Below are 21477 nucleotides of genomic sequence, written 5' to 3' on the forward strand. Positions count from 1 at the left end.
ACGATTGTCTGCCACACTGCGCCATTCATATGGGTCTGGCAGGGGTGCTGAGGCAGATGATCCGCAGGTTTCTTGGGGATAGACGCGGCAATTTCGCGATGCTTACGGCGATCGCGATGGTTCCCATCATGGGAGCGCTGACGCTGGCGATCGATTACGGTGAAATGTCGCGCCAGCGCCAGCTTATGCTGAATTCGCTCGACGCCGCCGGCATCGCGACGGCGCGGGAACTCGTCAGCGGCGCAACAGACGCCAAGCTGACGACCTACGCGACCGATTTCTTCCAGTCGAACCTTTCAAAAGCGATCAATCCCGCCGACACAACGCTCACCGTGGTTCTGCCGCAGAACAACACTGGCGGTGGCACGCTGAAGCTTTGTTCGAAGCTCGTCTATCACCCGTATTTCGTTCCTGTGTTCTACATGCTGATCAAGAAGGCGGAAGAGGAGATCAGCTTCAACGCCTGCACCGAAGTGCGGCTCAAGAACACGCTGGAAGTCGCCCTGGTGCTGGATAATTCGGGCTCGATGAGTGAAAAGGGCAAAGGCTCCACGAAGACCCGTCTTGAGCTTCTGAAGGACGCCTCGACCAAGCTTGTCGATACGATAGCCAAGGAAGGTGAGACACTGAAGCAGATCGACAAGCCGGTCCAGTTCGGCCTGGTGCCATTCGCGGCGTCGGTGAACGTCGGGCCGGGAAACGCCATGGATTCGGCCGGGCTCCCCAAGTCGTGGATGGATGGGTTGGGAATTTCGCCGGTGCATCACGAGAATTTTGACTGGAGAAAGGTCAGAGATGGGGAACTGGGCGCTCAAAAGAAGGTCGAGCAGAACGGCAACGGCTGGATCAAAAAAGGCACGGATTGGGGCTCAAGCAACGGCAAGCCAGCGACGCGTTTCAGCCTTTACGAGGACATCCAAACCTTGTCCGGTGAAAAGGTTGCATGGAAGGGCTGCGTCGAGGCACGGCCATCGCCTTACAACAACGACGACACTCTGCCGACCGCGAGCAATCCAGCAACATTGTTCGTGCCGATGTTCGCACCTGATGAACCCGATCGAGTGGAAGACGACGATGACTATCTCTACGGGACCTACGGCAACAGTTGGTGGCCCGACAGGCTCGCAGATACCGTGAGACATAGGCAAGAGGACGTACAGAAGTATTTCCGGAAGGCATCGAGTTTCGGCGCAAGCGGCCCGAATCAATCGTGTACGACAACCCCCATCACTTCCCTGCAGGACGTCACAAAGGGAAGCGGCAAGGATGACGTGAAAGCGGCGATTAACGCGATGCAGGCAACCGGCAACACCAACGTCCCGGAAGGCATGGCATGGGGTTGGCGCGTGGTGTCGCATGGCGAGCCGTTTACCGAGGGGCGCCCCGACAACGAAAGAGGCAATGACAAGGTGGTCATCGTGCTCACGGACGGCGAGAACACCTACGGCGATCTGAACGACTCGACCTACAATGACCCGCTCCGGAACAGATCGACCTATGCGGCCTACGCTTATGCTGGAAAGGCATACAACGGCGGCGATTCCCGCATCTTCAAAGACACCAGCGTGAGCAAGACTACGTTCACAGCGGATAACTACAACGCCGCGATGAACCAGCATTTCAAGAAGCTCTGCGACAACGCGAAGGCGCCCAAAACGCAGGGCGGCAATGACCCTCACGTCATTGTCATGACTGTCGCGCTCGATCTGAATGCCAGTGACAACTACGAAAAGAGGCAGATCGACGCGTTGCAAGATTGCGCATCCTTCTCGCGAGTCAACCCGGAGAAAAAGCTGTTCTGGAACGCCACCGGCGGCGAGCTCGAAAAGGTCTTCAAGGAAATCGCGGACGAACTCTCCAACCTGCGCATCGTTAGCTGACCGTCACCTTCCTGGCGAATTCTTCACACCCCGCCACTGGCGGGGTGTTTCGTTTCGGTCCGGCGCATCGTGTTTGGTTACGCCATCGTCAACGGACAGCCGAGAAATCGACGAGTTTTCCAAACCGGACGTTCAGGGCTTTGTGAAAGGGTAAGAGGTCAACAGCTTCGCGGCGGGGGCCGCTTCCATGATCGGCACGTTTCTCCGGGACCAGCGCGGCAATTTCGCGATGATGTTTGCGATCGCCATGGCGCCTTTGCTGGGTTGCCTGGCGCTCGCCATCGACTACACAGAGATGACGCGCCAGAAGCAGGCAACGCTCAACGCGCTCGACGCGGCTGGCATCGCAACGGCCCGCTACATGGTCTCGGGCGCCACGGATGCCGAGGTCATCGCCTATGCGAAGGACTTTTTCGAGGCCAATCTCGGCGCAATTGAAGCTGCCGACACGCAACTCGATGTCAGGTTGCCGAACAACACCGCCGGCGGCGGCACCCTGAAACTTTCAGCGAAACTGACCTACCGGCCGTATTTCCTGCCGCCGTTCAAGAGCCTCATGGGGGATACGAGCCCATCCAACTTGAGCTTCAACGCGAATTCGGAGATACGCCTGAAGAACACGCTCGAAGTGGCGCTCGTGCTCGATAATTCCGGGTCGATGAGCGAAACCGGTGCAGGTTCGGGCGAAAAACGCATCGACCTGCTCAAGACCGCGGCCAAACAGTTGGTCGACACGCTGGCCCTGCAGGCGAACCTCATCAAACAGGTGGAAAAGCCGGTCCAGTTCGCGCTGGTGCCGTTCGCGGCGTCAGTCAATATCGCCCCCGCGAATGACGCCGAGCCATGGATGGACACGATGGGGATTTCTCCCGTCCACCACGAGAATTTCGACTGGTCGAAGATGACGGCCGAAAACGACCCGAACAAATACGCGGTGTCTGTCGGCGGTGTCTGGTACAAGCGCGGCACCGGCTGGGGCGTATCCGAAAACCAGCCGCTGACGCGGTTCAGCCTGTATTCCGATATGCTTGCCGAATCCAGCCGCGAGGAGATTCCCGGTTCCTATCATCGTGTTTGCGTTCGTTATTATTCCAGCGGATCCTGCCGGACATACGAAGATCGCTGGGACTACAACTACACGACCAGCCAATTCGCAAGCTGGCAGGGTTGCGTGGAGGCACGCCCATCGCCCTACAATACCGACGACACCACACCAAGCTCGTCCGATCCGGCAACTCTTTTTGTGCCGATGTTTGCGCCGGACGAGGCCGGGCATTTGTGGCGCGATCTGAACCGCGACGGCATATATGACCTCAACGAGAACACGTTTTCCGCCAGGAACAATTGGTGGGCGGACTGGGAAGACACTTCGGCCCGTCCACGGCAAAGAGACATGCGGAAATATTTCCGGGTGAAGCCCTATGGATCAGACGCTCCAGGTTCGGGCAAGGGCCCCAATTACAGCTGCACGACAAGGCCGATCATGCCGCTGACCGACGTCAGCACCGAAGCCGGGCTCGCAGTGGTCAAGGCGGCGATCGACCAGATGGCGCCGAACGGCAACACCAATGTTCCGGAGGGCACGGCCTGGGGCTGGCGCACCGTTTCGCACGGCCAGCCATTCACCCAGGGAAGGCCGGATACGGAAAAGGGCAACGACAAGGTGGTCATCGTGCTGACCGACGGCGCAAACACCTATGGCGATCTTGGCAATAGCGACCCGGCTGGAAACAGATCTACATACGCCGCTTACGGCTATACCGGCCAAGCCTACAACAACACCTCGGAAACCCGTCTTTTCATGGGCACGAGTTCGGCGATCGGCCGCGCCAGCTACGACAGCGGCAACTACACCAACGCGCTCAACGAGCAGATGGCGACGCTGTGCAACAATGCCAAGGCCGGCAAGGTGCTGTTGATGACCGTCTCGCTCGATCTCGACACCCGCGACTACGAAGAGAACAAGGCAATCGAGGCGCTGAAGGCCTGCGCATCGGAATCGCGCTTCCGCAAGGATCCGGCCGATCCCTCCAAGCCTGCCAAGCTGTTCTGGAACGCCACCGGCAGCAACCTTGCTGAAAAATTCAAGGAAATCGCCGACGAACTATCGAACCTGCGCATCGTGAGCTGATCAATCAGTTCTGGCGCAACGGTTTGCACCCGTCAGCGGCTTGAAGTCTGGAAAATTCGCCGTAAGGGTGCCGCCGTTCGCGTGACTGGCGAGGGGGCGGGGCTGAAGCCGCCGCCCCAAGATGGAAATCCATCGGGGAGCGCGAACGTTATTCGATGCCGCGCGCCTGGGCACCTCTCTTTCGACGCTGGAGAATGCCCATGCCCGAATTCGGAAATTTCGTCGCCTTCGCGCTCGTCGCGCTCGGCATGGTGCTGACGCCGGGCCCCAACATGATCTATCTGGTGTCGCGCTCGATCTGCCAGGGCCGCTTGGCCGGCCTCATCTCGCTGGGCGGCATCGCGCTCGGCTTTCTTTTCTACGTCTTCTCCGCCGCCTTCGGCATCACGGCGCTCCTGATCGCCGTTCCCTACGCCTACGATGCCTTGCGGCTTGCCGGCGCGCTCTACCTGCTTTGGCTGGCCTGGCAGACGATCCGGCCCGGCGGGCGTTCGCCGTTCCAGGTCCGCGACCTGCCCGAGGACAGCCCGCGCAAGCTGTTCACCATGGGTTTCGTAACGGCCCTGCTCAATCCGAAGATCGCCGTTCTCTATCTCTCGCTCTTGCCGCAATTCATCGACCCGCAGCAGGGCAGCGTGCTGGCGCAGTTGCTGGTGCTCGGCGCCACGCAGATCATCATCAGCGTCACGTTCAACGCGATCTTCATCGTCATGGCCGGTTCGATCGCCGCATTCCTCGCCGGCCGGCCGTTTTGGGCCGTGGTTCAGCGCTGGCTGATGGCGACTGTGCTGACCGGCCTCGCCTTCCGCATGGCGACAGAAGCGCAACGCTGACAGAAAAGGCCGGCCCGGCAAGCGGACCGGCCTTTCCAACTTGAAGCCCGATCAGGCGACGACCCAGCATTTGGTCAGCGCGTGGCCGCCCATCAGTTCGCTGTTCGGATTGTCGACCCAGCCACCCACCTTGTCGTTGGTGGCGTCGATATAGTCGTTGAACATCGGCACGATGACACCGCCCTCGTCGCGCAGCATCACGCCTGCCGCGCGATAGAGTTCCCTGCGCTTGGCCTGGTCGAGTTCCTTGCGCGCATCGAGGATCAGCTTGTCGAAATCCGAGCGCTGGAAGCGGGTGTCGTTCCATTCGGCCTTCGACAGATAGGCGATCGAATAGACCTGGTCCTGCGTCGGCCGGCCCGTCCAGTAAGACATCGAAAAAGGCTGCTTGTTCCAGACTTCCGACCAATAGCCATCCCCTGGCTCACGCTTGACCTCAAGCGTGATGCCAGCCTTGGCCGCGCTCTGCTGGTAGAGTTGGGCGGCATCGAGCGCGCCGGGGAAAGCAACGTCGGAGGTGCGTAGCACCACCGGGCCGCTGTGGCCGGATTTCTTGTAGTGGAAGGCTGCCTTGTCTGGGTCGAACGCCCGCTGCTCTATATCTTCGGCGAACAGCGGATAGGCCTTGGTCACCGGCATGTCGTTGCCGATCGAGCCATAACCGCGCAGGATCTTGTCGACCATGTCCTGGCGGTCGACGGCATATTTCAACGCGAGCCTCAGATCGTTGTTGTCGAACGGTGCGGTGTTGCAGTGGGCAATGAACACATAGTGCCCCTTGCCCGCGACATTGCGGATGGTGACGCCCGGTACGTTCTTGATCAGGTCGACGATCTTCGGCTCGACACGGTTGATCATGCTGACCTGGCCGCTCTGCAGCGCGCCGGTGCGGGCGGTTGCATCGTTGATGACGACGATCTCGATCTGGTCGGCATGACCGCGCAGGTCCGAGCCCCAATAACCCTTCTGCAACTCGCCGACATGGCGCACGCCGGGTTCATTGATCACCATCTTGTAGGGGCCGGTGCCGATGCCGGCAGTCGGATCGTCCTTGCCGCCATTCGGCTGGATCATCAAATGGTAGTCTGCCACCACGTAAGGCAGGTCTGCATTGGATTCTTTGAGCGTGATAACGACATTGCCGCCGTCCACTTTGATGCTGTCGAACTCCTGCAGGAATGGCAGCGCGGCCGATTTGGAATTGGCGTCGGCGTGGCGTTCCAGCGTCGCCACGATATCCTGCGGCGTCAGTTCCTTGCCATTATGGAAAGTCACGCCTTTGCGGATCTTGAAGGTCCACGTCTTGGCGTCATCAGAAGCGGTGTATTCCTCGGCAAGGCGCGGCTCGATGTCGCCGGTCGGCGAGATTTCCAGCATCTGTTCGCCCCAGCAGCGGCCGAACGTATAGGGCACCTGGCTTGCCCAGGTCGCGGGGTCCAGGCTGTCGGTTGCTGCACCACCCACCATCCCGGCCTTCAGCAGGCCGCCTTTTACAGGGCCTTGCGCTCGGGCCGCACCAGAGATCAGCGTATTCGCAAACGTCGCGCTGACGCCAAGTGCCGCTGCGCGGCCGAGGAAGTCGCGGCGCGACAGGCGTCCGCTGGCGACATGATGGCTGAGATAGTCGAGTTCGTTGGACATGCTTTCTCCCATTGTTACCGGCAAAGGTCTCCTCTGTGAAAATTCTGCACCAAATTTCACGGCTTGGCCAGCATCCCTGCGCTGGTGCAATGAATAAAGAAAGCTGCCTCAGCCGTGCGCCAACCCGCATGCAGGATCGACGGTGAGATGCCCGGTCGGTGGAACCGCCCTCAGTCCATGTGCGCTGCGGGCGCGCCGCCGGCCGCCGCCATCATCCTCGGCTTGCGCAGCAGCATCGCCAGCGGGATGGCGCACAGCGTGATGATCATCATCAATTTGAAATCGTTGACGTAGGAAATCATCAGCGACTGCTGGTAGACGAGGCCGTCGATCTGCAAAAGCGCGGTGGGGTCGCCGCCTGCTGCGGCAGGCGAAGCAGCCCAAAGGTTCGGGTTGAACGGTGTCATCCCTGCCGACAGTTCGGCGTGGTTGATCTGGACGTTGCGGGTCAAAAGCACCGTCACGATCGAGATGCCTATCGAAGAGCCGAGGTTGCGGACCAGGCTGAACAGGCTTGCCGCGTCGGTCCGGAAGTGCGGCGCGAGCGTTGCAAAGGCAACAGTCGACAACGGCACGAACACCAGCCCAAGGCCCAGGCCCTGAACAATGCCGCTCTCGATGATGAGGTAGCTGTCCATCTGCGGCGTAAAACCGGTCATCACATAGAGCGAATAGGCGGTGAGCATGAGCCCCAGCACCACCAGATAGCGCGCATCGACCTTCTGGATGATGCGGCCGACGAGGATCATCGAGACCATGGTGCCGACGCCGCGCGGCGCCATGATTACGCCCGTGGTGATGGTGGGGTAATTGAAGATGCGCGACAGCATCGGCGGCAGCAGCGCCAGGCTGGCAAGCAGGATGATGCCGACGACAAAAATGAACACCAGGCCGGTAACGAAATTTCGGTCGGCGAAGATTTTCGGATCGATGAAAGGGCTTTTCGCCGTCATCGTGTGCACGACGAAGACCCAGAAGCCGGTGAGCGCGAGTCCGAGTTCGATCCAGATTTCGGCGGCCGAGAACCAGTCGACTTCAGCCCCCCGGTCGAGCATCAATTGCAGCGCGCCGACGCCGAGCGAAAGCATGGCGAAGCCGAAAAAGTCGAAACCGCGCAGTCGGGTTGCAATGCTTGGCAGGTAGGCGGCGCAGCCCAGGAACGCGACGATGCCAACCGGCAGGTTGATGAAAAACACCCAACGCCAGTTGAAGCTCTCGGTCAGCCAGCCGCCCAGCGTCGGCCCGATGATCGGACCGACCATGATGCCGGCGCCCCACAGCGCCATCGCCGAGCCGTGGCGCTCCTTGGGATTGATGTCGAGCAGGAAGGTCTGGGACAGCGGCACGATGGCCGCGCCGAACAGGCCCTGCAGCACCCGGAAGAGGACCATGCTCTCCAGGCTCCACGACACACCGCACAGCATCGACATGACGGTAAAGCCGACGACGGTGGTCAGGAACAGTTCCTTGCGGCCGAAGCGGTCGGCAAGCCAGCCGGTCACCGGCGTCATGATCGCCGCCGCGACGATATAGGAAGTCAGCACCCAGTTGATGGTGTCCGGCGACGCGCCGAGATCGCCCGTCATCGTCGGCAGCGCGACGTTGGCAATCGTGGTGTCGAGCACCTGCATGACGGTCGCCAGCATGATCGAAACAGTGATCAGGCCGCGATGCGCAACTTTATTCGGGTCGACCCCGGCTGGCTGTGCCATGGTTTCGGCTTCTCAGGTGGTGCTATTCGGCGGCGCTGGCCGTTCCGAAGATCTTCGGCCAGCCGCGGCTGACGCCCGTATCGACGGTGACCGACGCGCTCATGCCGGTACGCAGGGCGACGCTCGCATCCGGATCGTCGACCTTCAGCCGCACGGGGATGCGCTGCGTCACCTTCACCCAGTTGCCGGTGGCGTTCTGTGCCGGCAGCAGCGAAAATTCCGCGCCGGTGCCGGCGCCGATGCTTTGCACGGTCGCGTGGAAAGGTCGGCCGGGATAGGTGTCCAGCGTGATGTCGGCGCTCTGGCCAGGCTTCATGTGGGTGAGCTGGGTTTCCTTGAAATTTGCCTCGACCCAGGTGTCGCCGGTCTCGACCAGCGAGAACACGGGCGTGCCGGCGGCAACGAACTGGCCGACCTTCACCGAGGAAGCCTGCGCGACCATGCCGCCAGCAGGTGCGCGGACAGTCGTCTGCGCGAGGTCGTAGGCGGCCTTGTCGCGAGCGGCGAGCGCCTGCAGAACGGCGGGGTGCTTGTCGGTTTCGATGTCGGGATCGCCGCCAAGTGCCGCGCGTGCGCTGGCAATGCCCTGGCGGGCCGCCGTCTGTTCCTCGCGCGCCTTGTCGAGGTCGCGCCGCGCCTCGTCGAACGCCGACTGCGTGTTGATGCCCTTGCCGGCAAGATCGGTGGCGCGGTCGAACTGCGCCTGCGCATAGTCCACCTCGCCAATGGCGATGCTTTCCTGCGCAATCGCCTGGCTGTAGGCGGCGCGCAGCTGCTCGACGCTGAGACGCGCGGCGGCTAGCGATGCATCGGCCTGGGACAATGCGATGCGGTAAGGCTCGGCATCGACCGTGAACAGCACGTCACCGGCCTTCACGATCGCATTGTCGGCGACGGAAACGTCGGTGATGCGTCCCGCGGCTTCCGAGGTGATCGTCACCCTGGCCTGGCGCAGATTGGCGTTTTCGGTTTCCTGATAGCGCCCGCCGGTCACCCAGACATAGGCGCCGCCGGCGATCAGTGCGAGCGGCAGTGCTGCCATCAGCAGGAAACGCCCGCCGCGCCGCTTCTTCTTCGGCGCGGGCGGGATTTCGGGCACCTGCACCGGCGTCATCGCCAGCGGCGGCGCTTCGTCCAGAACCTTCACATCCGGCGCGCTATTGTCCATTTTCGACACGGCATTCATGCTGCGGAACCCTTCAATGCAGTCAATTCAGTCTCGGCAGCCGCTTCGGCGACCGAGAGATTTTCCACGATCGTGGCGAGACCGTGGATCGTTATCCGGCGCTCTTCCGGCGAGAGTCCTGCCATCGCCTGCTCGAACACTTCGCCGGCAACACCTTTGACCGCCTGGAACGTCTTGCGGCTCTTCTCGGTCGGAAAGATCATCCTGACCCGGCGGTCGCCGGCGTCCTGGCGCCGCTCGACCCAGCCGCTTTCTTCCATGCGGTCGAGCAGCCGCGACACGCTGATCGGCTCGATTTCGAGCAGTTCCGCGAGCCTCGCCTGCGTTTGTCCTTCTTCCTTCACCAGGCGGACCATGAGCCGCCATTGCGCCGCCGAAAGGCCATGTGCGGCTCCGAGTGTTTCGAAGCGCTTGCGCATAAGCCTTGCTGCGTCGTGGATGAGAAAGCCCAGTCGTTCGGTGCCGTCCAATTTCATGAGCGGCATATATTATAAGCGTGCTTATCATTCAAGAGCCGGACGGGCGATCACGCCCTCGTGATATCCGATATTCTGTCGCGGCTTTCGGTGGTCGAGACCGCTCCTGCGGCCTGGAATAACAGCCGCCCTGGCCCGTTCTTCCGGCAGTCCCCGCCATGGAGAGCCCCTCATGTTTCACTTCCGGAAAAGCCCTGCATTGATCCGCTTTCTCTGCCGCCCCGAAGACCGCGACGTGATCGCGCCACCGGTGCCTGCCAAGACGATCCTGCCGGACTGGTTCCGCAAATTGCCCGCGGTGGACCAAAGAGCGCTTTCAGCCACCAACAACGGCCTCACCGTCAAACGTTGCATGCCTTTCCTCGATGCAATGACCGCGGGATGGATACTGCCGCTTGCCGCTACAGTGCGTCTCGACATCAAGGATAGCGGCAGCGTCGTCGAAGCCGGATGGGAGTTCGACCGGGTGATGGTGAGCAACCACGGCCCGCACCAGGTGGCCGGCAATCCCAGGGAGCCCAGCCCGCCCTGCAAGTTCCACAATCACTGGACGATCCACACACCGCCGGGCTGGAGCTGCCTGTTCGTGCCACCGCTCAACCGGCCAGCTCAACCCTTCGAATGTGTGGCCGGCGTGGTCGATACCGATACCTATGCCGCGAACATCCACTTCCCGTTTTTCGCCACGGCGCCCGACGGCCTTCATGTCATCGAAAAGGGAACGCCGCTGGTGCAGGTCATTCCGTTCCGCCGCGACAGCCTGTCGATGAAAGCCGAGATCCGTGCCGAGGAAGACAACGAAGCGATGGAGCGCGAAACCGCGCACCGCAACACCATCGCCGGCGAAGGCTGGTACCGGAAATGGGCGCGCGTCGCTCGCTAGATCGTTTCAATCGCCGGACAAGAAACGGGGGCCATTGGCCCCCGTTTCCTTTTTGTTTGCCGAAAGTTAGCGTTTGTAGCGCCAGCCGCGCGCGCGGTCCGAGCTGTTCGAACTGGAATTGGACGAACTGTTCGACGACGAGTTCGAACTGGAGTTGCTGGACGAGTTCGAGCTGGAGTTCGACGAACTGTTCGATGACGAATTCGAGCTCGAGTTGCTGGATGAGTTGGAGCTCGAATTGCTGGACGAATTCGACGAACTGTTGCCGGCAACGATGATAGCGCCGTCACTGCGGCTGGTTGCCGTTCCGGCGGGACGCTCGACGTCGATAGATGGCGCGGTATACGGTTTGGCTTGCGCGGCAGTGCCGGCGACAGCCGCGATTCCCGCCACGAGAGCAGACGCAAACATTCTGGACTTGGTCATTGGGATTTACTCCTTTGCATCGGACCGGGGGTGGTCCGGCGGAGTAACGGGCGAGGTCCGACCTTATTCCACGCCAAAAATCGAGAACCCGGCGGCGGCTATTTCGCCGCGATAGCGCGCAGCAGCGTGGCTTCCTCGGCAGCCTCCATCGGCGCCTTGGCGTCGATGGCAGTCAGATAGGCGTCGAGCGCTTCGGTCGATGATGCTGGCGCATAGCCGGAATCGGTGCCCGGCGCGACAACGGCAAAACTGAAGCGCCATGTTTCGGCCTGGCGGCAAGCAACGGAAATCACTGTCGAACGGTCTGGCGAATCGACTTCGAACTCACGGCACACGGCGCCGGCGCTGTCGCGGAAGGTGGCGATTGCCCGGAAGCGCTGGCTGGGGGCAAGCTGCTTCTCCTGGCCGGACGCGACAGTCGCCAACGCCTGGTAAAGCGCCGCGCTGTCGACGCCTGCGACCTGCAGGCCGCTTTGTTCGCCGACTGGGGAGAGCGCCAGCCAATATCCGGTTAGGCCACCGATCACAGCAGCGATCGAGGCAGCAAGCGGTAAGGTCCAATGGCGCACGGCGACGTTCTTGGGCACGGCGGGGCGCAGCGGGATGACTTTCACGGATGGTGGAACCGCGGCCTCACGCGCCTGTTTTTCCCTGACCATGCGTTCGACGGCCGTGGCAAGCTTCTCCGGCACCGGTTCGTCGAGCAGCGGCTTCAGCGCGCTCTTGGCTTCAGCCCGCGTCTCGATGAAGAGACCGACCCGAGCGACTAGGTCGTCATCGGTCTCCATCGCCGCCTCGATCGCCGCTGCGGTCTGTGGGTCGAGTTCGCCGTCGGCGAAGCGCATCAGCATTTCGTCGGAAAAATCCGGCTTTGTCATTATGCGTTACCTTTCATGACGCCAGAACGTGCGGGTGCCGCCGATATTCCGGCCGCCGATGCCAAATTCTGCCGGGCTCGCGCCAGCCGGCTCATCACCGTACCGATGGGAATACCGAGCACTTCAGCCGTTTCGCGATAGGAAAAGTCCTCGACGCAGACCAGAAGCAGCACCTCGCGCTGTTCGTCGGGCAGATCGTCGATGGCGTCGGCGACACTTTTCAGTGTCATCCTTGCTTCGACCTCACGCTCGCCGGACACGGCGCCAGCAATGTCCTGGCGCTCGGAAATATCCTCCTCGACGCCGGCGGTCTTGCGCTTGCGCACCACGTCGATCCAGAGATTGCGCAGGATGCGGAACATCCATGCGTCGAAGCGCGTGCCCGGCTCGAACCGGTCGGCGCTGGCCAGCGCCCGCTCGCAGGCGGCCTGGACGAGATCGTCGGCGACATCGCGCGACCTGCAAAGCGAGATCGCGAACCGGCGCAGGTTCGGCAGAAAGGCGACCAGCAGGTCCTCGACGCGGTCCGTCCTATCGGTCATGCTGTTGTCCGGTTTCGGTGGCGGGAATAAAACCCCGCCCGGCCCGTTTCGCAAAAGCAATCTGTGTTGTCGAGTCGCGCTGGATACCGGCTTGGCTGACGGAAAGTCGTTGTAGGAGAGTCCAGGAATGCAACCATGGCTTTCAAGCGGCGAATCGAAGGTGCTGCGGCGGCTGCTTCTCGCCATCGCGCTGGTCGGCGGCGTTCCCGCCGGTGATGGGTTCATGTCCGAACTTGCCGGTAGCAAAGCCGCCTTCGCTGATGACGACGATGATGGCGGCTCGTCGGCAGGAAGCGGCTCGCGTGGCGGCGATCGCTCGGTGGGGCCACGGCGGGCCTTGGGCGGGAATTTCCTGCGCGGGCTGCAGAAACGCATCGCGCCGCGCCAGCAAAGGCGCGCCACCGTTCGCCGACCCGCCCCACCACCGGCATTGTCGACGCGCGCGGCCGACGAAATCGTTGCTGCCGGCCTCACCGTTGATGAGGCGGACGCGCTTCCTGCTGCAGGCTTCATTGTAATCGAGCGCGCCAGCCTGCAATTTGCCGGCTCCGAGATCGTCAAGTTGCACTTCCCGCCGGACGCAACGATCGATGCCACCCGCGACCGGATACATGCTATCGCGCCCGGCGCCGATGTGGACTTCAACCACTATTTCCGGCCTGGCCAGGATAGTGTCGATTGCGACGCCAATCATTGCGTCGCGCCAAACCTTGTCGGATGGCCGCTGGTCGGCACCGCGCCGCCTTCATGCGGCGGCGCGATGACCATCGGTCTGATCGACACCGCGATCAATCCCGACCATGCCGCTTTTGCCGGGGACCGGGTCGAGGTCATCAGGCTGAGCGGTGGCGACCTGCCCGAATCCGGCCGCCAGCATGGCACTGCCGTGGCGGCGCTGCTTGTTGGAAGCGCAGGCAGCGCCGCACCCGGGCTCCTGCCGGCGGCGAAGCTGGTCGCCGTCGACGCCTTCCACCGCGGCGCCCGCCAGGATGACCGCTCGGAGGCTTATGATCTCGTCCGCGCCATCGACCTGCTTGCCGGGCGCAAGGTCGATGTCATCAATATGAGCCTGTCGGGGCCGCCCAACACCGTACTGGAGCAGCTGGTGCGCAAGGCCGGCTCCGAAGTCGCACTGGTCGCTGCCGCTGGAAACCAGGGACCCAAGGCGGAGCCGGCCTATCCTGCCGCCTATGCCGAAGTCTTCGCCGTAACCGCGGTCGACAGCCGCAAACAGGCCTACCGCCGCGCCGGCCGCGGCGAACATATCGACCTCGCCGCGCCCGGCGTCGAGGTATGGACGGCAGCCTCGGTCAGCGGCGGCCGGCCGAAGACCGGCACATCCTTCGCCGCGCCATTCGTCACCGCTGCAGCCGCACTGGCGAAATCCTCCGGCATGAACACGGTCAGCAAGATTCACGAGGCGCTGGCAAGCGCGGCGGAAGACCTTGGCGAGCCCGGCAAGGATCCGGTATTCGGCTGGGGATTGCTCAACGCACGCGCATTGTGCGAGACACCGGCTTCACGCCCCTAGCACGCCTGTCGGCGAAATCTTTCGCGCCGTCGCCAGGCTTCTTCTTGACTCTCCAAATCCCACAGCCTATCTCACCGCCACGATTAGCACTCCTCTTAGGTGAGTGCTAATCGTTGTCCGGTCTGCCGGACGGAGGAACCTTCTCAACACGTCCCAATCGAGGATACCAAAAATGGCAAAGTCGAAGTTCCGCCCGCTTCATGACCGCGTGGTCGTTCGCCGGGTCGAATCCGAAGAGAAGACCAAAGGCGGGATCATCATCCCCGATACCGCGAAGGAAAAGCCGCAGGAAGGCGAGATCATCGCCGTCGGTTCCGGCGCCCGCGATGAAGCCGGCAAGCTCGTTCCGCTCGACGTCAAGGCAGGCGATCGCGTCCTGTTCGGCAAGTGGTCCGGTACCGAAGTGAAGCTCAATGGCGAAGACCTTCTGATCATGAAGGAATCCGACATCATGGGCATCATCGGCTGATTTCCATTTAACCCGCACCATCAATCTGAATTTCGGGCTCAACGCCCAGGAGCACAAAAATGGCTGCTAAAGACGTAAAATTCTCCCGTGATGCCCGCGAGCGCATGCTGCGCGGCGTCAACATCCTCGCCGACGCCGTGAAGGTCACGCTCGGCCCCAAGGGCCGCAATGTCGTCATCGACAAGTCGTTCGGCGCCCCGCGCATCACCAAGGACGGCGTCACCGTCGCCAAGGAAATCGAACTTGAAGACAAGTTCGAGAACATGGGCGCCCAGATGGTCCGCGAAGTCGCTTCGAAGACCAACGACATCGCCGGCGACGGCACCACGACCGCGACCGTTCTCGCTCAGTCGATCGTTCAGGAAGGCCACAAGGCCGTTGCCGCCGGCATGAACCCGATGGACCTGAAGCGCGGCATCGATCTCGCCGTGACCGAGGTCGTCGCGTTCCTCAACAAGAACACCAAGAAGATCAAGACCTCCGAGGAAGTCGCGCAGGTTGGCACGATCTCTGCCAACGGCGAGAGCGAAATCGGCGAAATGATCGCCAAGGCGATGCAGAAGGTCGGCAACGAGGGTGTCATCACCGTCGAGGAAGCCAAGACCGCTGAGACCGAGCTCGAAGTCGTCGAAGGCATGCAGTTCGACCGCGGCTACCTCAGCCCGTACTTCGTCACCAACCCCGACAAGATGGTTGCTGACCTCGAGGACGCCTACGTCCTCCTCCACGAGAAGAAGCTCTCCAACCTGCAGGCGATGCTGCCGGTGCTCGAGGCTGTCGTGCAGACCTCCAAGCCGCTCGTCATCATCTCGGAAGACGTCGAAGGCGAGGCTCTGGCCACGCTCGTCGTCAACAAGCTGCGCGGCGGCCTGAAGATTGCTGCCGTCAAGGCTCCGGGCTTCGGTGATCGCCGCAAGGCCATGCTCGAGGACATCGCGATCCTGACCGGCGGCCAGGTCATCTCGGAAGACCTCGGCATCAAGCTCGAGAACGTCGGCCTCAACATGCTCGGCCGCGCCAAGAAGGTGTCGATCTCCAAGGAGAACACCACCATCGTCGACGGCGCCGGCAAGAAGGCTGAGATCCAGGGCCGCGTCGCCCAGATCAAGCAGCAGATCGAGGAGACCACCTCGGACTACGACAAGGAGAAGCTGCAGGAGCGTCTCGCCAAGCTGGCGGGCGGCGTTGCCGTCATCCGTGTCGGCGGTGCGACTGAAGTGGAAGTCAAGGAGAAGAAGGACCGCGTCGACGACGCCCTCAACGCGACCCGCGCGGCCGTCGAGGAAGGCATTGTCGCCGGTGGCGGCGTAGCACTTCTGCGCGCTTCGCTCGCCATCAAGGCGACCGGTGCGAACTCGGACCAGCAGGCCGGCATCAACATCGTGCGCCGCGCACTGCAGGCTCCGGCCCGTCAGATCGCCGCCAACGCCGGTGCGGAAGCATCGATCGTTGCCGGCAAGATCCTCGACAACAAGGGCGTGACCTACGGCTTCAACGCCCAGACCGGTGAGTATGGCGACATGATCGCCATGGGCATCGTCGACCCGATGAAGGTCGTCCGTACGGCTCTGCAGGACGCGGCTTCGGTCGCCGGCCTGCTGGTCACCACCGAAGCCATGATCGCCGAGGCTCCGAAGAAGGAGTCGGCTGGCGGCATGCCGGGCGGTATGCCTGGCGGCGGCATGGGCGGCATGGGCGGCATGGATTTCTAATCCAGCCACGCCAGTTTCTCAGGCAAGCATACGGAAAGGGCGCCGAAAGGCGCCCTTTTTGTTTGATTCTCCAGTCACCTGGCTTGCGTCGTTAATTCGCGCTTGAAAACTGCGTGCCCCTGCTACTACACGACTTGTAGCAAGAAGACGTGTGTATTATCTTACACGGAGAACAATCTGTGGAGCGGGACAGTCGCAAACTGATCAGGGAGTTGGAAGAGGATGGGTGGGTGCATATCGGCACCACTGGTTCACATCATCACTTCAAGCATCCCACCAAGCCAGGGAAGGTGACTGTTCCCCATCCACGGAAGGACCTTCCGACCGGAACCGTAAGGGCTCTGCTCCGTCAGGCAGGGCTGCTGAATAAGAAGTAAAGCGTGCGCTACATCGCCTTCATCCACAAAGAGCCCGACAGCGTCTACGGCGTCAGTTTTCCTGACGTTCCCGGTTGCATTTCAGCAGGAGACACGATCGACGAGGCCGTGCGCAACGGAGTGGAGGCACTATCTGGTCATATCCGGATGCTCGAAGCAGACGGCGATCCGGTCCCTGCTCCGCGCGATTTCGATGCCATCATGAGTGATCCGGACCTCGCTGAGGATCGCGACAGCGCCATGACGACCGCCATCCCCTTGGTCCGCGATCGCGGATCGAATACCCGCATCAATGTTTCTCTCGACCTCGGCCTGCTTGAAGCTATCGACGCCGCCGCCCGCGAGCGCGGCCAGACGCGCTCCGCGTTCCTCGCCTCGGCGGCGCGCCGGGAAATCGTGGACTGAGGTGTCCCCCAACCTGGCTAAGCGCCCCGGATCTCCGTGACCACCGCCGATGGCACCGCCCTTGCGGCGTTTTGCGTGAAGAACGACACCAGCAGCAGGGCAACGCCGATCAGCGCCGGCGGATAGCCGCCGTCGCCCGCATTGATGTGTGCGGACGCTGCCAGAAGCAGGTGGAAGAACATGCCGGCGTAGGCGAGTTCGGCCAGCCACACCGGCCTGCGCACCAGGATCGCCAGCACGCCGAGCGGCTTCACCACAATCAGCACCCAGACGATGTAGGCGGGAAACCCGAAGCCAACGATCGCGGCCTCGGTGTGACGCTGGTGAGATAGAGCAGCGAAACCAGCACTGTGCTGGCCCAGTAGGCAATCGTCGTGATGTTCATCCGGCTCTCCGTCCGCGTGAAGAATCCTGCCCCACGCCTACAAAGCTAACGCCGGCGGCGCACCGCGGCAATTGCCCTGCCTGCCCTTACCGCCGGTGTGGAATTTCACCCCGCCCTGAGAACGTGTCCGGCCTGATGCGGGACGTCACGATCGTGCGCATCCGGCGCAAGACTGTCCAGCGGTAAACCCCATCCAAAACCGTTCGCCCGCTACGTCAGCAAAATTGTCGCACCAGCCTGCTGGAGCCTCGCGGCGGTTGCCACCGGTGCGTCCTTCAGGAGAACCAGCGTCGCCACCTCATTCGGCTTGGCGACAAGGTAGGGGGAGACCGCGCCGAGCTTGTCGTTTGTCGCCAATACCACCGTTTCCGCCGAGCGAGCGATCAAGGCGCGCTTGATTGCGGCCTCCTCCATGTCGCCGGTGGTCAACCCTTCATCTTCATGGACACCGGTGACGCCGAGGAAGAACAAATCAGCGCGGAGGCGGGAGATCGTCTCCATCGCGAGGGCGCCGACGGCGACCATCGAGTGCCGGAAAAGCTTTCCGCCAATGAGCAGCACGTCGACATGAGCGTGATGCTCGAGTTCCATTGCGATCGCCGGACTGTGCGTTATGGCGGTGAAATGCAGATCGGTGGGCAAATGGCGCACGATCTCGGCGTTCGATGTGCCCCCGTCGAAGATCACCGTCTGCCCGGGTTCGATCAACCCGGCTGCCGCCTGTCCGAGTCTGGCCTTCGCCTCGACAGCCATGCCACGACGCGCGTGCAGATCGGCAACGGTCGGCGAAGCTGGCAGTGCTCCGCCATGGACGCGCTGAAGCAACCCCTCCGCCGCCAGTTCCCGCAAATCGCGACGGATGGTGTCCTCCGAAAGCGCCAGATCCTCGCTCAATTTTTTGGCCACCACCTGTCCGTCGCGGGCCAGCACATCGAGGATAAGGCGCTTTCGTTGACTGGTGAGCATTTTTTGCCGCCTGCACGATAATTTATGATATTGCACGAATCTGCACGATAGTATAAAAATCCCGTCAATTCGTGCAACTTCGGGATATCACATGACAAAGCGTGCAAAATCAATGCTCATCCTGATCGCCGGCCCTTATCGCTCCGGCACCGGCGACGATCCCGTCAAGATGGCCGCCAATCTGGACCGACTGGAAAGCGTCAGTGTACCCTTGTTCCGCGCCGGCCACATTCCGATGATCGGCGAATGGGTCGCGCTCCCGCTCGGCAGGCAGGCCGGCTCGACCGGCGTTGCCGATCCGATCTATGACGAATTCGCCTATCCCGTGGCCGAGCGCCTGCTCCAGCACTGCGACGCCGTATTGCGGCTTGCCGGCGCCTCGAAAGGCGCCGACGAGGATGTCCGTCTGGCAAGGGAACGCGGCCTGCCGGTCTATTTCGACCTCGGCGAGGTGCCTCCCGCCGCGTGACCGGCGCTGCTAAAATCCTTCACCGTCCCTCGCGCTCACGCCACCATGTCCGGCATCGGGCCGACATAACGCGATTGCGGCCGGATCAACCGGCCCGTCGCCTGCTGCTCTCGGGCGTGTGCGATCCAGCCCGCCATGCGGCCGGCGGCGAATACGCAACTGAACGCTTCCTCTGGGAAGCCGGCTGCCTCCAGCAGAAGCGCTGTGTAGAACTCGACATTGGTCTGGATCGACCGCGAAGGCTTGGCGACCCGCAATACGTCGAGGGCGATCTTCTCGGTCTTCTCCGCGAATGCCAGCCGTGCACCCTCGCCCACGCCGCCAAGCCGGCGCACCACGGCCTTCAGAACGTCTGCCCGCGGGTCGCGCACCCGGTAGATCCGGTGCCCGAATCCCATGATGCGCTCGCCGCGGGCGATACGGTCCCGCAACCATGTGGCGGCATCCCCATGCGCCTCGATCGCGTCCAGCATCTCGATAACCGGGCCCGGCGCGCCGCCATGCAACGGTCCCTTCAGCGCGCCGAGACCCGCGAGAACCGCCGAGGTCAGCCCCGCCTGCGTCGACGCCACCACCCGGGTGGCGAAAGTCGAGGCATTGAGGCCATGGTCGCAAACGGTGACGAGATAGGTATCGAGCGCCTCCGCAAGCGACGGAGATGCCGGTGCTCCCGCCGTCATGCGCAGCAAGTCGGCAGCATGGCCGGCATCGGCGTCCGGTGCGACCGGGCTTTCGCCGCGACGCAGGCGCAGCAGCGCCGGCGTCAGCACGGCGGGAGCCGCAATCAGCCGCAGCGCATCTTCCAGGTCGCCGCCGTCCGGCATCAGCGCGACACCGGCCCGCATAGCACTATAGACGTCGCGCGTTGCCAGGGCCGGCAACAGCGGCAAGAGGCGCTCGAAAACGTCAACACGCGCCTGCCCTATCCCCGCGGCCAGTTTTTTGTCATGCGGCAACTGATCGAAGAACCCATCGAAAAGCAGCTGCACGACAGCGGGAAATGTCCAGTGTCCGGCGAGTGCCGGCAGCGCATGGCCGCGGATGGTCAGATTGCCGCCAAGTCCATCGACGTCGGAAAGAACCGTTTCCGCCGCCACCACATCATCAAGCCCGTTTGCCACGTTCTTTTCTCCTTGACCGCTATGGGAATGGAAATAATGGTGGCCGAGAAAGTCATCAATCTTGATCAAGAGAATCAATATGCCGGCATGGATCAGCCGTGACGAAGCCCTGACAAGGCTCGGCGTTCGGCCGCAGACGCTTTATGCCTATGTCAGCCGAGGCCGCATCGGCATGCAGCCCGATCCCGCCGATCCGAGGCGCAGCCTGTACCGGACCGACGATATCGCTCAGTTGATAACGCGTAGGGGTCGCGGACGCCGGGCCTCGGCAATAGCCGAAAGCGCGATGACCTGGGGCGAGCCGGCGATTGCCACCAGCATTTCGACAGTCGTCCACGGCAGGCTCGTCTATAGGGGCGAGGACGCTTGCACATTGTCCGGGCACATGACGCTCGAGGAGACCGCCGGCTTGCTGTGGGCGGATTCCGAGCCAGTGGTTTTCGCGCCGAAGCCGGGCGGTACAGCTTCCGAAGGTGGTCGGGCGGAAGCGTTTTCGGCACTTGCCTTGCTTGCCGCCAACGGCCAGCCATCTCTGGGGCGCAGCCCTGCGCGGCTGCATGCGGACGCGGCAGCGGCGATTGGCGGTCTCGCCACAAGTCTTGGCGCCCTGCCCGGTTCCCGCCCCGTGCATATGCGCCTCGCCGAAGCCTGGTCGGTGCGCAATGCAGGCGCGGATGCGATCCGCCGCGCACTTGTGTTGCTCGCCGACCACGAACTCAACACTTCCACCTTCGCCGCGCGCGTCGCCGCATCCACCGGCGCGCCGCTCGCAGCCTGCCTGCTCGCCGGGCTCTCTGCGCTTTGCGGTCCGCGCCACGGCGGCGCGGCGGAGGCGGCGGTAACGGTGTTCCTGGACGACGCCGTCCGGCTGGGCGCCGCCGACGCGGTCGCGCTCTGGCTCACCCTCGACAGGCCACTGTACGGCTTCGGCCACCCGCTCTATCCGGACGGCGACCCACGCGCCAAGGCCTTGCTCGCCGCCGTCGAGTGCGACGAAGCGGTGGCGCGCCTGCGCGACGCAGTGTTCGCCGCGACCGGCCGGCAGCCGGACATCGACTTCGCGCTGGTGGCGCTCACCCGCGCTTTCCGCCTGCCGCCCGACGCGCCGTTCCGGCTCTTTGCGCTTGGTCGCAGCGTCGGCTGGGCCGCGCATGCGATGGAGCAGGCGCTGACGGGAGGCCTCATCCGTCCGCGCGCACGTTACGAAGGTCCGCCACCGGTCGACGAGGATTCCTGAAGGGGCCTTGGAATACCTGTCTACAAAGTCAGGCAGCGCAGAATTTTGCCGGCGATAAAAAAACCGCAACTCCGACGGAACCTTTTCGCTGGCTCGACATTATTGTGGTGTTGAAAGCACTTCAGATGGAGCAATCCGAAGAAGAGCCTTCGACAAAGGCGCCTCCCGCACTCCATAAAGGTGCGAGAGGCGCTTTTTTTGTTTCCGACGCATGGGT

General features: G+C 62.6%; 22 protein-coding genes and 1 riboswitch. Of the genes, 12 read left to right on the forward strand and 10 right to left on the reverse strand.

The window, feature by feature from the left end:
* Positions 1-98 precede the first annotated feature (98 nt).
* From F3H98_RS16080 to F3H98_RS16090, 3 genes are all read left to right on the forward strand, one after another.
* Complete coding sequence (locus F3H98_RS16080) at positions 99-1880, forward strand: VWA domain-containing protein (RefSeq protein ID WP_342211616.1); 1782 nt, start codon at positions 99-101, stop codon at positions 1878-1880.
* Between the two features lie 187 nt (positions 1881-2067).
* On the forward strand, positions 2068-4011 hold the full coding sequence (locus tag F3H98_RS16085) for a pilus assembly protein (protein WP_188130441.1): 1944 nt from the start codon (positions 2068-2070) through the stop codon (positions 4009-4011).
* A 71-nt stretch (positions 4012-4082) separates the two neighbouring features.
* Positions 4083-4190: riboswitch (ZMP/ZTP riboswitch) on the forward strand.
* 21 nt (positions 4191-4211) lie between these two features.
* The gene (locus F3H98_RS16090; RefSeq protein ID WP_149761160.1) at positions 4212-4844 is read left to right on the forward strand and encodes a LysE family translocator; all 633 of its coding nucleotides are present in this window, start codon (positions 4212-4214) and stop codon (positions 4842-4844) included.
* Between the two features lie 51 nt (positions 4845-4895).
* Here the strand turns inward: F3H98_RS16090 and F3H98_RS16095 are convergent, their stop codons facing one another.
* The 4 genes from F3H98_RS16095 to F3H98_RS16110 all read right to left on the reverse strand — a co-directional run bounded on the left by F3H98_RS16095 (position 4896) and on the right by F3H98_RS16110 (position 9859).
* Complete coding sequence (locus F3H98_RS16095) at positions 4896-6485, reverse strand: ABC transporter substrate-binding protein (protein WP_149761161.1); 1590 nt, start codon at positions 6483-6485, stop codon at positions 4896-4898.
* A 170-nt stretch (positions 6486-6655) separates the two neighbouring features.
* Positions 6656-8197 carry a DHA2 family efflux MFS transporter permease subunit gene (locus F3H98_RS16100; RefSeq protein ID WP_149761162.1) on the reverse strand — a complete coding sequence of 514 codons (1542 nt, stop codon included), beginning with the start codon at positions 8195-8197 and terminating at the stop codon, positions 6656-6658.
* A 22-nt stretch (positions 8198-8219) separates the two neighbouring features.
* Positions 8220-9383: an HlyD family secretion protein gene (locus tag F3H98_RS16105; RefSeq protein WP_149761163.1), complete on the reverse strand. Its 1164-nt coding sequence runs from the start codon at positions 9381-9383 to the stop codon at positions 8220-8222.
* A complete protein-coding gene (locus tag F3H98_RS16110) occupies positions 9380-9859 on the reverse strand; it encodes a MarR family winged helix-turn-helix transcriptional regulator (protein ID WP_188130447.1) in 480 nt (159 codons plus the stop codon). Before F3H98_RS16110 ends, F3H98_RS16105 begins: the two co-directional genes overlap by 4 nt.
* Positions 9860-10031: 172 nt before the next feature.
* On the opposite strand from F3H98_RS16110, the gene F3H98_RS16115 reads away from it, so the two are divergent.
* Positions 10032-10742, forward strand: a complete 711-nt coding sequence (locus F3H98_RS16115) for a DUF6065 family protein (protein ID WP_149761165.1) — start codon at positions 10032-10034, stop codon at positions 10740-10742.
* Positions 10743-10860: 118 nt separating this feature from the next.
* Complete coding sequence (locus F3H98_RS31100) at positions 10861-11283, forward strand: hypothetical protein (protein WP_188130442.1); 423 nt, start codon at positions 10861-10863, stop codon at positions 11281-11283.
* Here the strand turns inward: F3H98_RS31100 and F3H98_RS16125 are convergent.
* Together F3H98_RS16125 and F3H98_RS16130 are read right to left on the reverse strand one after the other, a co-directional pair.
* Positions 11267-12046, reverse strand: coding sequence for an anti-sigma factor family protein (locus tag F3H98_RS16125; RefSeq protein ID WP_149761166.1), 780 nt, complete (start codon positions 12044-12046; stop codon positions 11267-11269). The genes F3H98_RS31100 and F3H98_RS16125 overlap by 17 nt on opposite strands.
* Complete coding sequence (locus tag F3H98_RS16130) at positions 12046-12588, reverse strand: RNA polymerase sigma factor (protein ID WP_149761167.1); 543 nt, start codon at positions 12586-12588, stop codon at positions 12046-12048. The genes F3H98_RS16125 and F3H98_RS16130 overlap by 1 nt, the downstream gene beginning before the upstream one ends.
* Before the next feature lie 127 nt (positions 12589-12715).
* Here F3H98_RS16130 and F3H98_RS16135 point away from each other — a divergent pair, with 127 nt between their 5' ends.
* The 5 genes from F3H98_RS16135 (at position 12716) to F3H98_RS16155 (ending at position 17082) form a co-directional block, all read left to right on the forward strand.
* Positions 12716-14119, forward strand: coding sequence for a S8 family serine peptidase (locus F3H98_RS16135; protein ID WP_149761168.1), 1404 nt, complete (start codon positions 12716-12718; stop codon positions 14117-14119).
* A gap of 172 nt (positions 14120-14291) precedes the next feature.
* Entirely contained in the window at positions 14292-14588 is a 297-nt protein-coding gene (gene groES, locus F3H98_RS16140) for a co-chaperone GroES (RefSeq protein ID WP_149761169.1), read from the forward strand.
* 59 nt (positions 14589-14647) lie between these two features.
* On the forward strand, positions 14648-16300 hold the full coding sequence (gene groL / locus F3H98_RS16145; protein WP_149761170.1) for a chaperonin GroEL: 1653 nt from the start codon (positions 14648-14650) through the stop codon (positions 16298-16300).
* 230 nt (positions 16301-16530) lie between these two features.
* Entirely contained in the window at positions 16531-16677 is a 147-nt protein-coding gene (locus F3H98_RS16150; RefSeq protein WP_342211617.1) for a type II toxin-antitoxin system HicA family toxin, read from the forward strand.
* A 3-nt stretch (positions 16678-16680) separates the two neighbouring features.
* A complete protein-coding gene (locus F3H98_RS16155; protein WP_149761172.1) occupies positions 16681-17082 on the forward strand; it encodes a type II toxin-antitoxin system HicB family antitoxin in 402 nt (133 codons plus the stop codon).
* A gap of 17 nt (positions 17083-17099) precedes the next feature.
* Here F3H98_RS16155 and F3H98_RS16160 read toward each other — a convergent pair whose 3' ends face one another.
* From F3H98_RS16160 to F3H98_RS16165, 3 genes are all read right to left on the reverse strand, one after another.
* Positions 17100-17384 carry a hypothetical protein gene (locus F3H98_RS16160; RefSeq protein ID WP_342211620.1) on the reverse strand — a complete coding sequence of 95 codons (285 nt, stop codon included), beginning with the start codon at positions 17382-17384 and terminating at the stop codon, positions 17100-17102.
* On the reverse strand, positions 17342-17467 hold the full coding sequence (locus F3H98_RS32415; RefSeq protein WP_342211618.1) for a hypothetical protein: 126 nt from the start codon (positions 17465-17467) through the stop codon (positions 17342-17344). Before F3H98_RS32415 ends, F3H98_RS16160 begins: the two co-directional genes overlap by 43 nt.
* A 210-nt stretch (positions 17468-17677) precedes the next feature.
* Positions 17678-18433 (reverse strand): DeoR/GlpR family DNA-binding transcription regulator, encoded by a 756-nt coding sequence (locus F3H98_RS16165; RefSeq protein WP_149761173.1) that lies wholly within the window; start codon positions 18431-18433, stop codon positions 17678-17680.
* Positions 18434-18545: 112 nt separating this feature from the next.
* On the opposite strand from F3H98_RS16165, the gene F3H98_RS16170 reads away from it, so the two are divergent.
* The gene (locus tag F3H98_RS16170) at positions 18546-18902 is read left to right on the forward strand and encodes a DUF4406 domain-containing protein (RefSeq protein ID WP_149761259.1); all 357 of its coding nucleotides are present in this window, start codon (positions 18546-18548) and stop codon (positions 18900-18902) included.
* Between the two features lie 35 nt (positions 18903-18937).
* Here F3H98_RS16170 and F3H98_RS16175 read toward each other — a convergent pair whose 3' ends face one another.
* Complete coding sequence (locus F3H98_RS16175) at positions 18938-20023, reverse strand: citrate synthase/methylcitrate synthase (protein ID WP_149761174.1); 1086 nt, start codon at positions 20021-20023, stop codon at positions 18938-18940.
* 79 nt (positions 20024-20102) lie between these two features.
* Between F3H98_RS16175 and F3H98_RS16180 the strand changes: the two genes are divergently transcribed.
* Positions 20103-21260 (forward strand): citrate synthase, encoded by a 1158-nt coding sequence (locus F3H98_RS16180; RefSeq protein WP_149761260.1) that lies wholly within the window; start codon positions 20103-20105, stop codon positions 21258-21260.
* The last annotated feature ends 217 nt before the right edge of the window (positions 21261-21477 follow it).

The organism is Neomesorhizobium albiziae, assembly GCF_900114255.1.
In the GTDB taxonomy this organism is placed as follows: domain Bacteria; phylum Pseudomonadota; class Alphaproteobacteria; order Rhizobiales; family Rhizobiaceae; genus Neomesorhizobium; species Neomesorhizobium albiziae.

Bases quoted from the DNA above. Each gene is read 5' to 3' on its own strand.
- F3H98_RS16170 (WP_149761259.1), top strand. From the start codon at position 18,546: ATGCTCATCCTGATCGCCGGCCCTTATCGCTCCGGCACCGGCGACGAT.
- groL (WP_149761170.1), top strand. From the start codon at position 14,648: ATGGCTGCTAAAGACGTAAAATTCTCCCGTGATGCCCGCGAGCGCATG.
- F3H98_RS16165 (WP_149761173.1), bottom strand. From the start codon at position 18,433: ATGCTCACCAGTCAACGAAAGCGCCTTATCCTCGATGTGCTGGCCCGC.
- F3H98_RS16115 (WP_149761165.1), top strand. From the start codon at position 10,032: ATGTTTCACTTCCGGAAAAGCCCTGCATTGATCCGCTTTCTCTGCCGC.
- F3H98_RS16090 (WP_149761160.1), top strand. From the start codon at position 4,212: ATGCCCGAATTCGGAAATTTCGTCGCCTTCGCGCTCGTCGCGCTCGGC.
- F3H98_RS16125 (WP_149761166.1), bottom strand. From the start codon at position 12,046: ATGACAAAGCCGGATTTTTCCGACGAAATGCTGATGCGCTTCGCCGAC.
- F3H98_RS16080 (WP_342211616.1), top strand. From the start codon at position 99: ATGCTTACGGCGATCGCGATGGTTCCCATCATGGGAGCGCTGACGCTG.
- F3H98_RS16100 (WP_149761162.1), bottom strand. From the start codon at position 8,197: ATGGCACAGCCAGCCGGGGTCGACCCGAATAAAGTTGCGCATCGCGGC.
- F3H98_RS16095 (WP_149761161.1), bottom strand. From the start codon at position 6,485: ATGTCCAACGAACTCGACTATCTCAGCCATCATGTCGCCAGCGGACGC.
- F3H98_RS32415 (WP_342211618.1), bottom strand. From the start codon at position 17,467: ATGAACATCACGACGATTGCCTACTGGGCCAGCACAGTGCTGGTTTCG.
- F3H98_RS16130 (WP_149761167.1), bottom strand. From the start codon at position 12,588: ATGACCGATAGGACGGACCGCGTCGAGGACCTGCTGGTCGCCTTTCTG.
- F3H98_RS16085 (WP_188130441.1), top strand. From the start codon at position 2,068: ATGATCGGCACGTTTCTCCGGGACCAGCGCGGCAATTTCGCGATGATG.
- F3H98_RS16105 (WP_149761163.1), bottom strand. From the start codon at position 9,383: ATGAATGCCGTGTCGAAAATGGACAATAGCGCGCCGGATGTGAAGGTT.
- F3H98_RS16110 (WP_188130447.1), bottom strand. From the start codon at position 9,859: ATGAAATTGGACGGCACCGAACGACTGGGCTTTCTCATCCACGACGCA.
- F3H98_RS16135 (WP_149761168.1), top strand. From the start codon at position 12,716: ATGCAACCATGGCTTTCAAGCGGCGAATCGAAGGTGCTGCGGCGGCTG.
- F3H98_RS16180 (WP_149761260.1), top strand. From the start codon at position 20,103: ATGCCGGCATGGATCAGCCGTGACGAAGCCCTGACAAGGCTCGGCGTT.
- groES (WP_149761169.1), top strand. From the start codon at position 14,292: ATGGCAAAGTCGAAGTTCCGCCCGCTTCATGACCGCGTGGTCGTTCGC.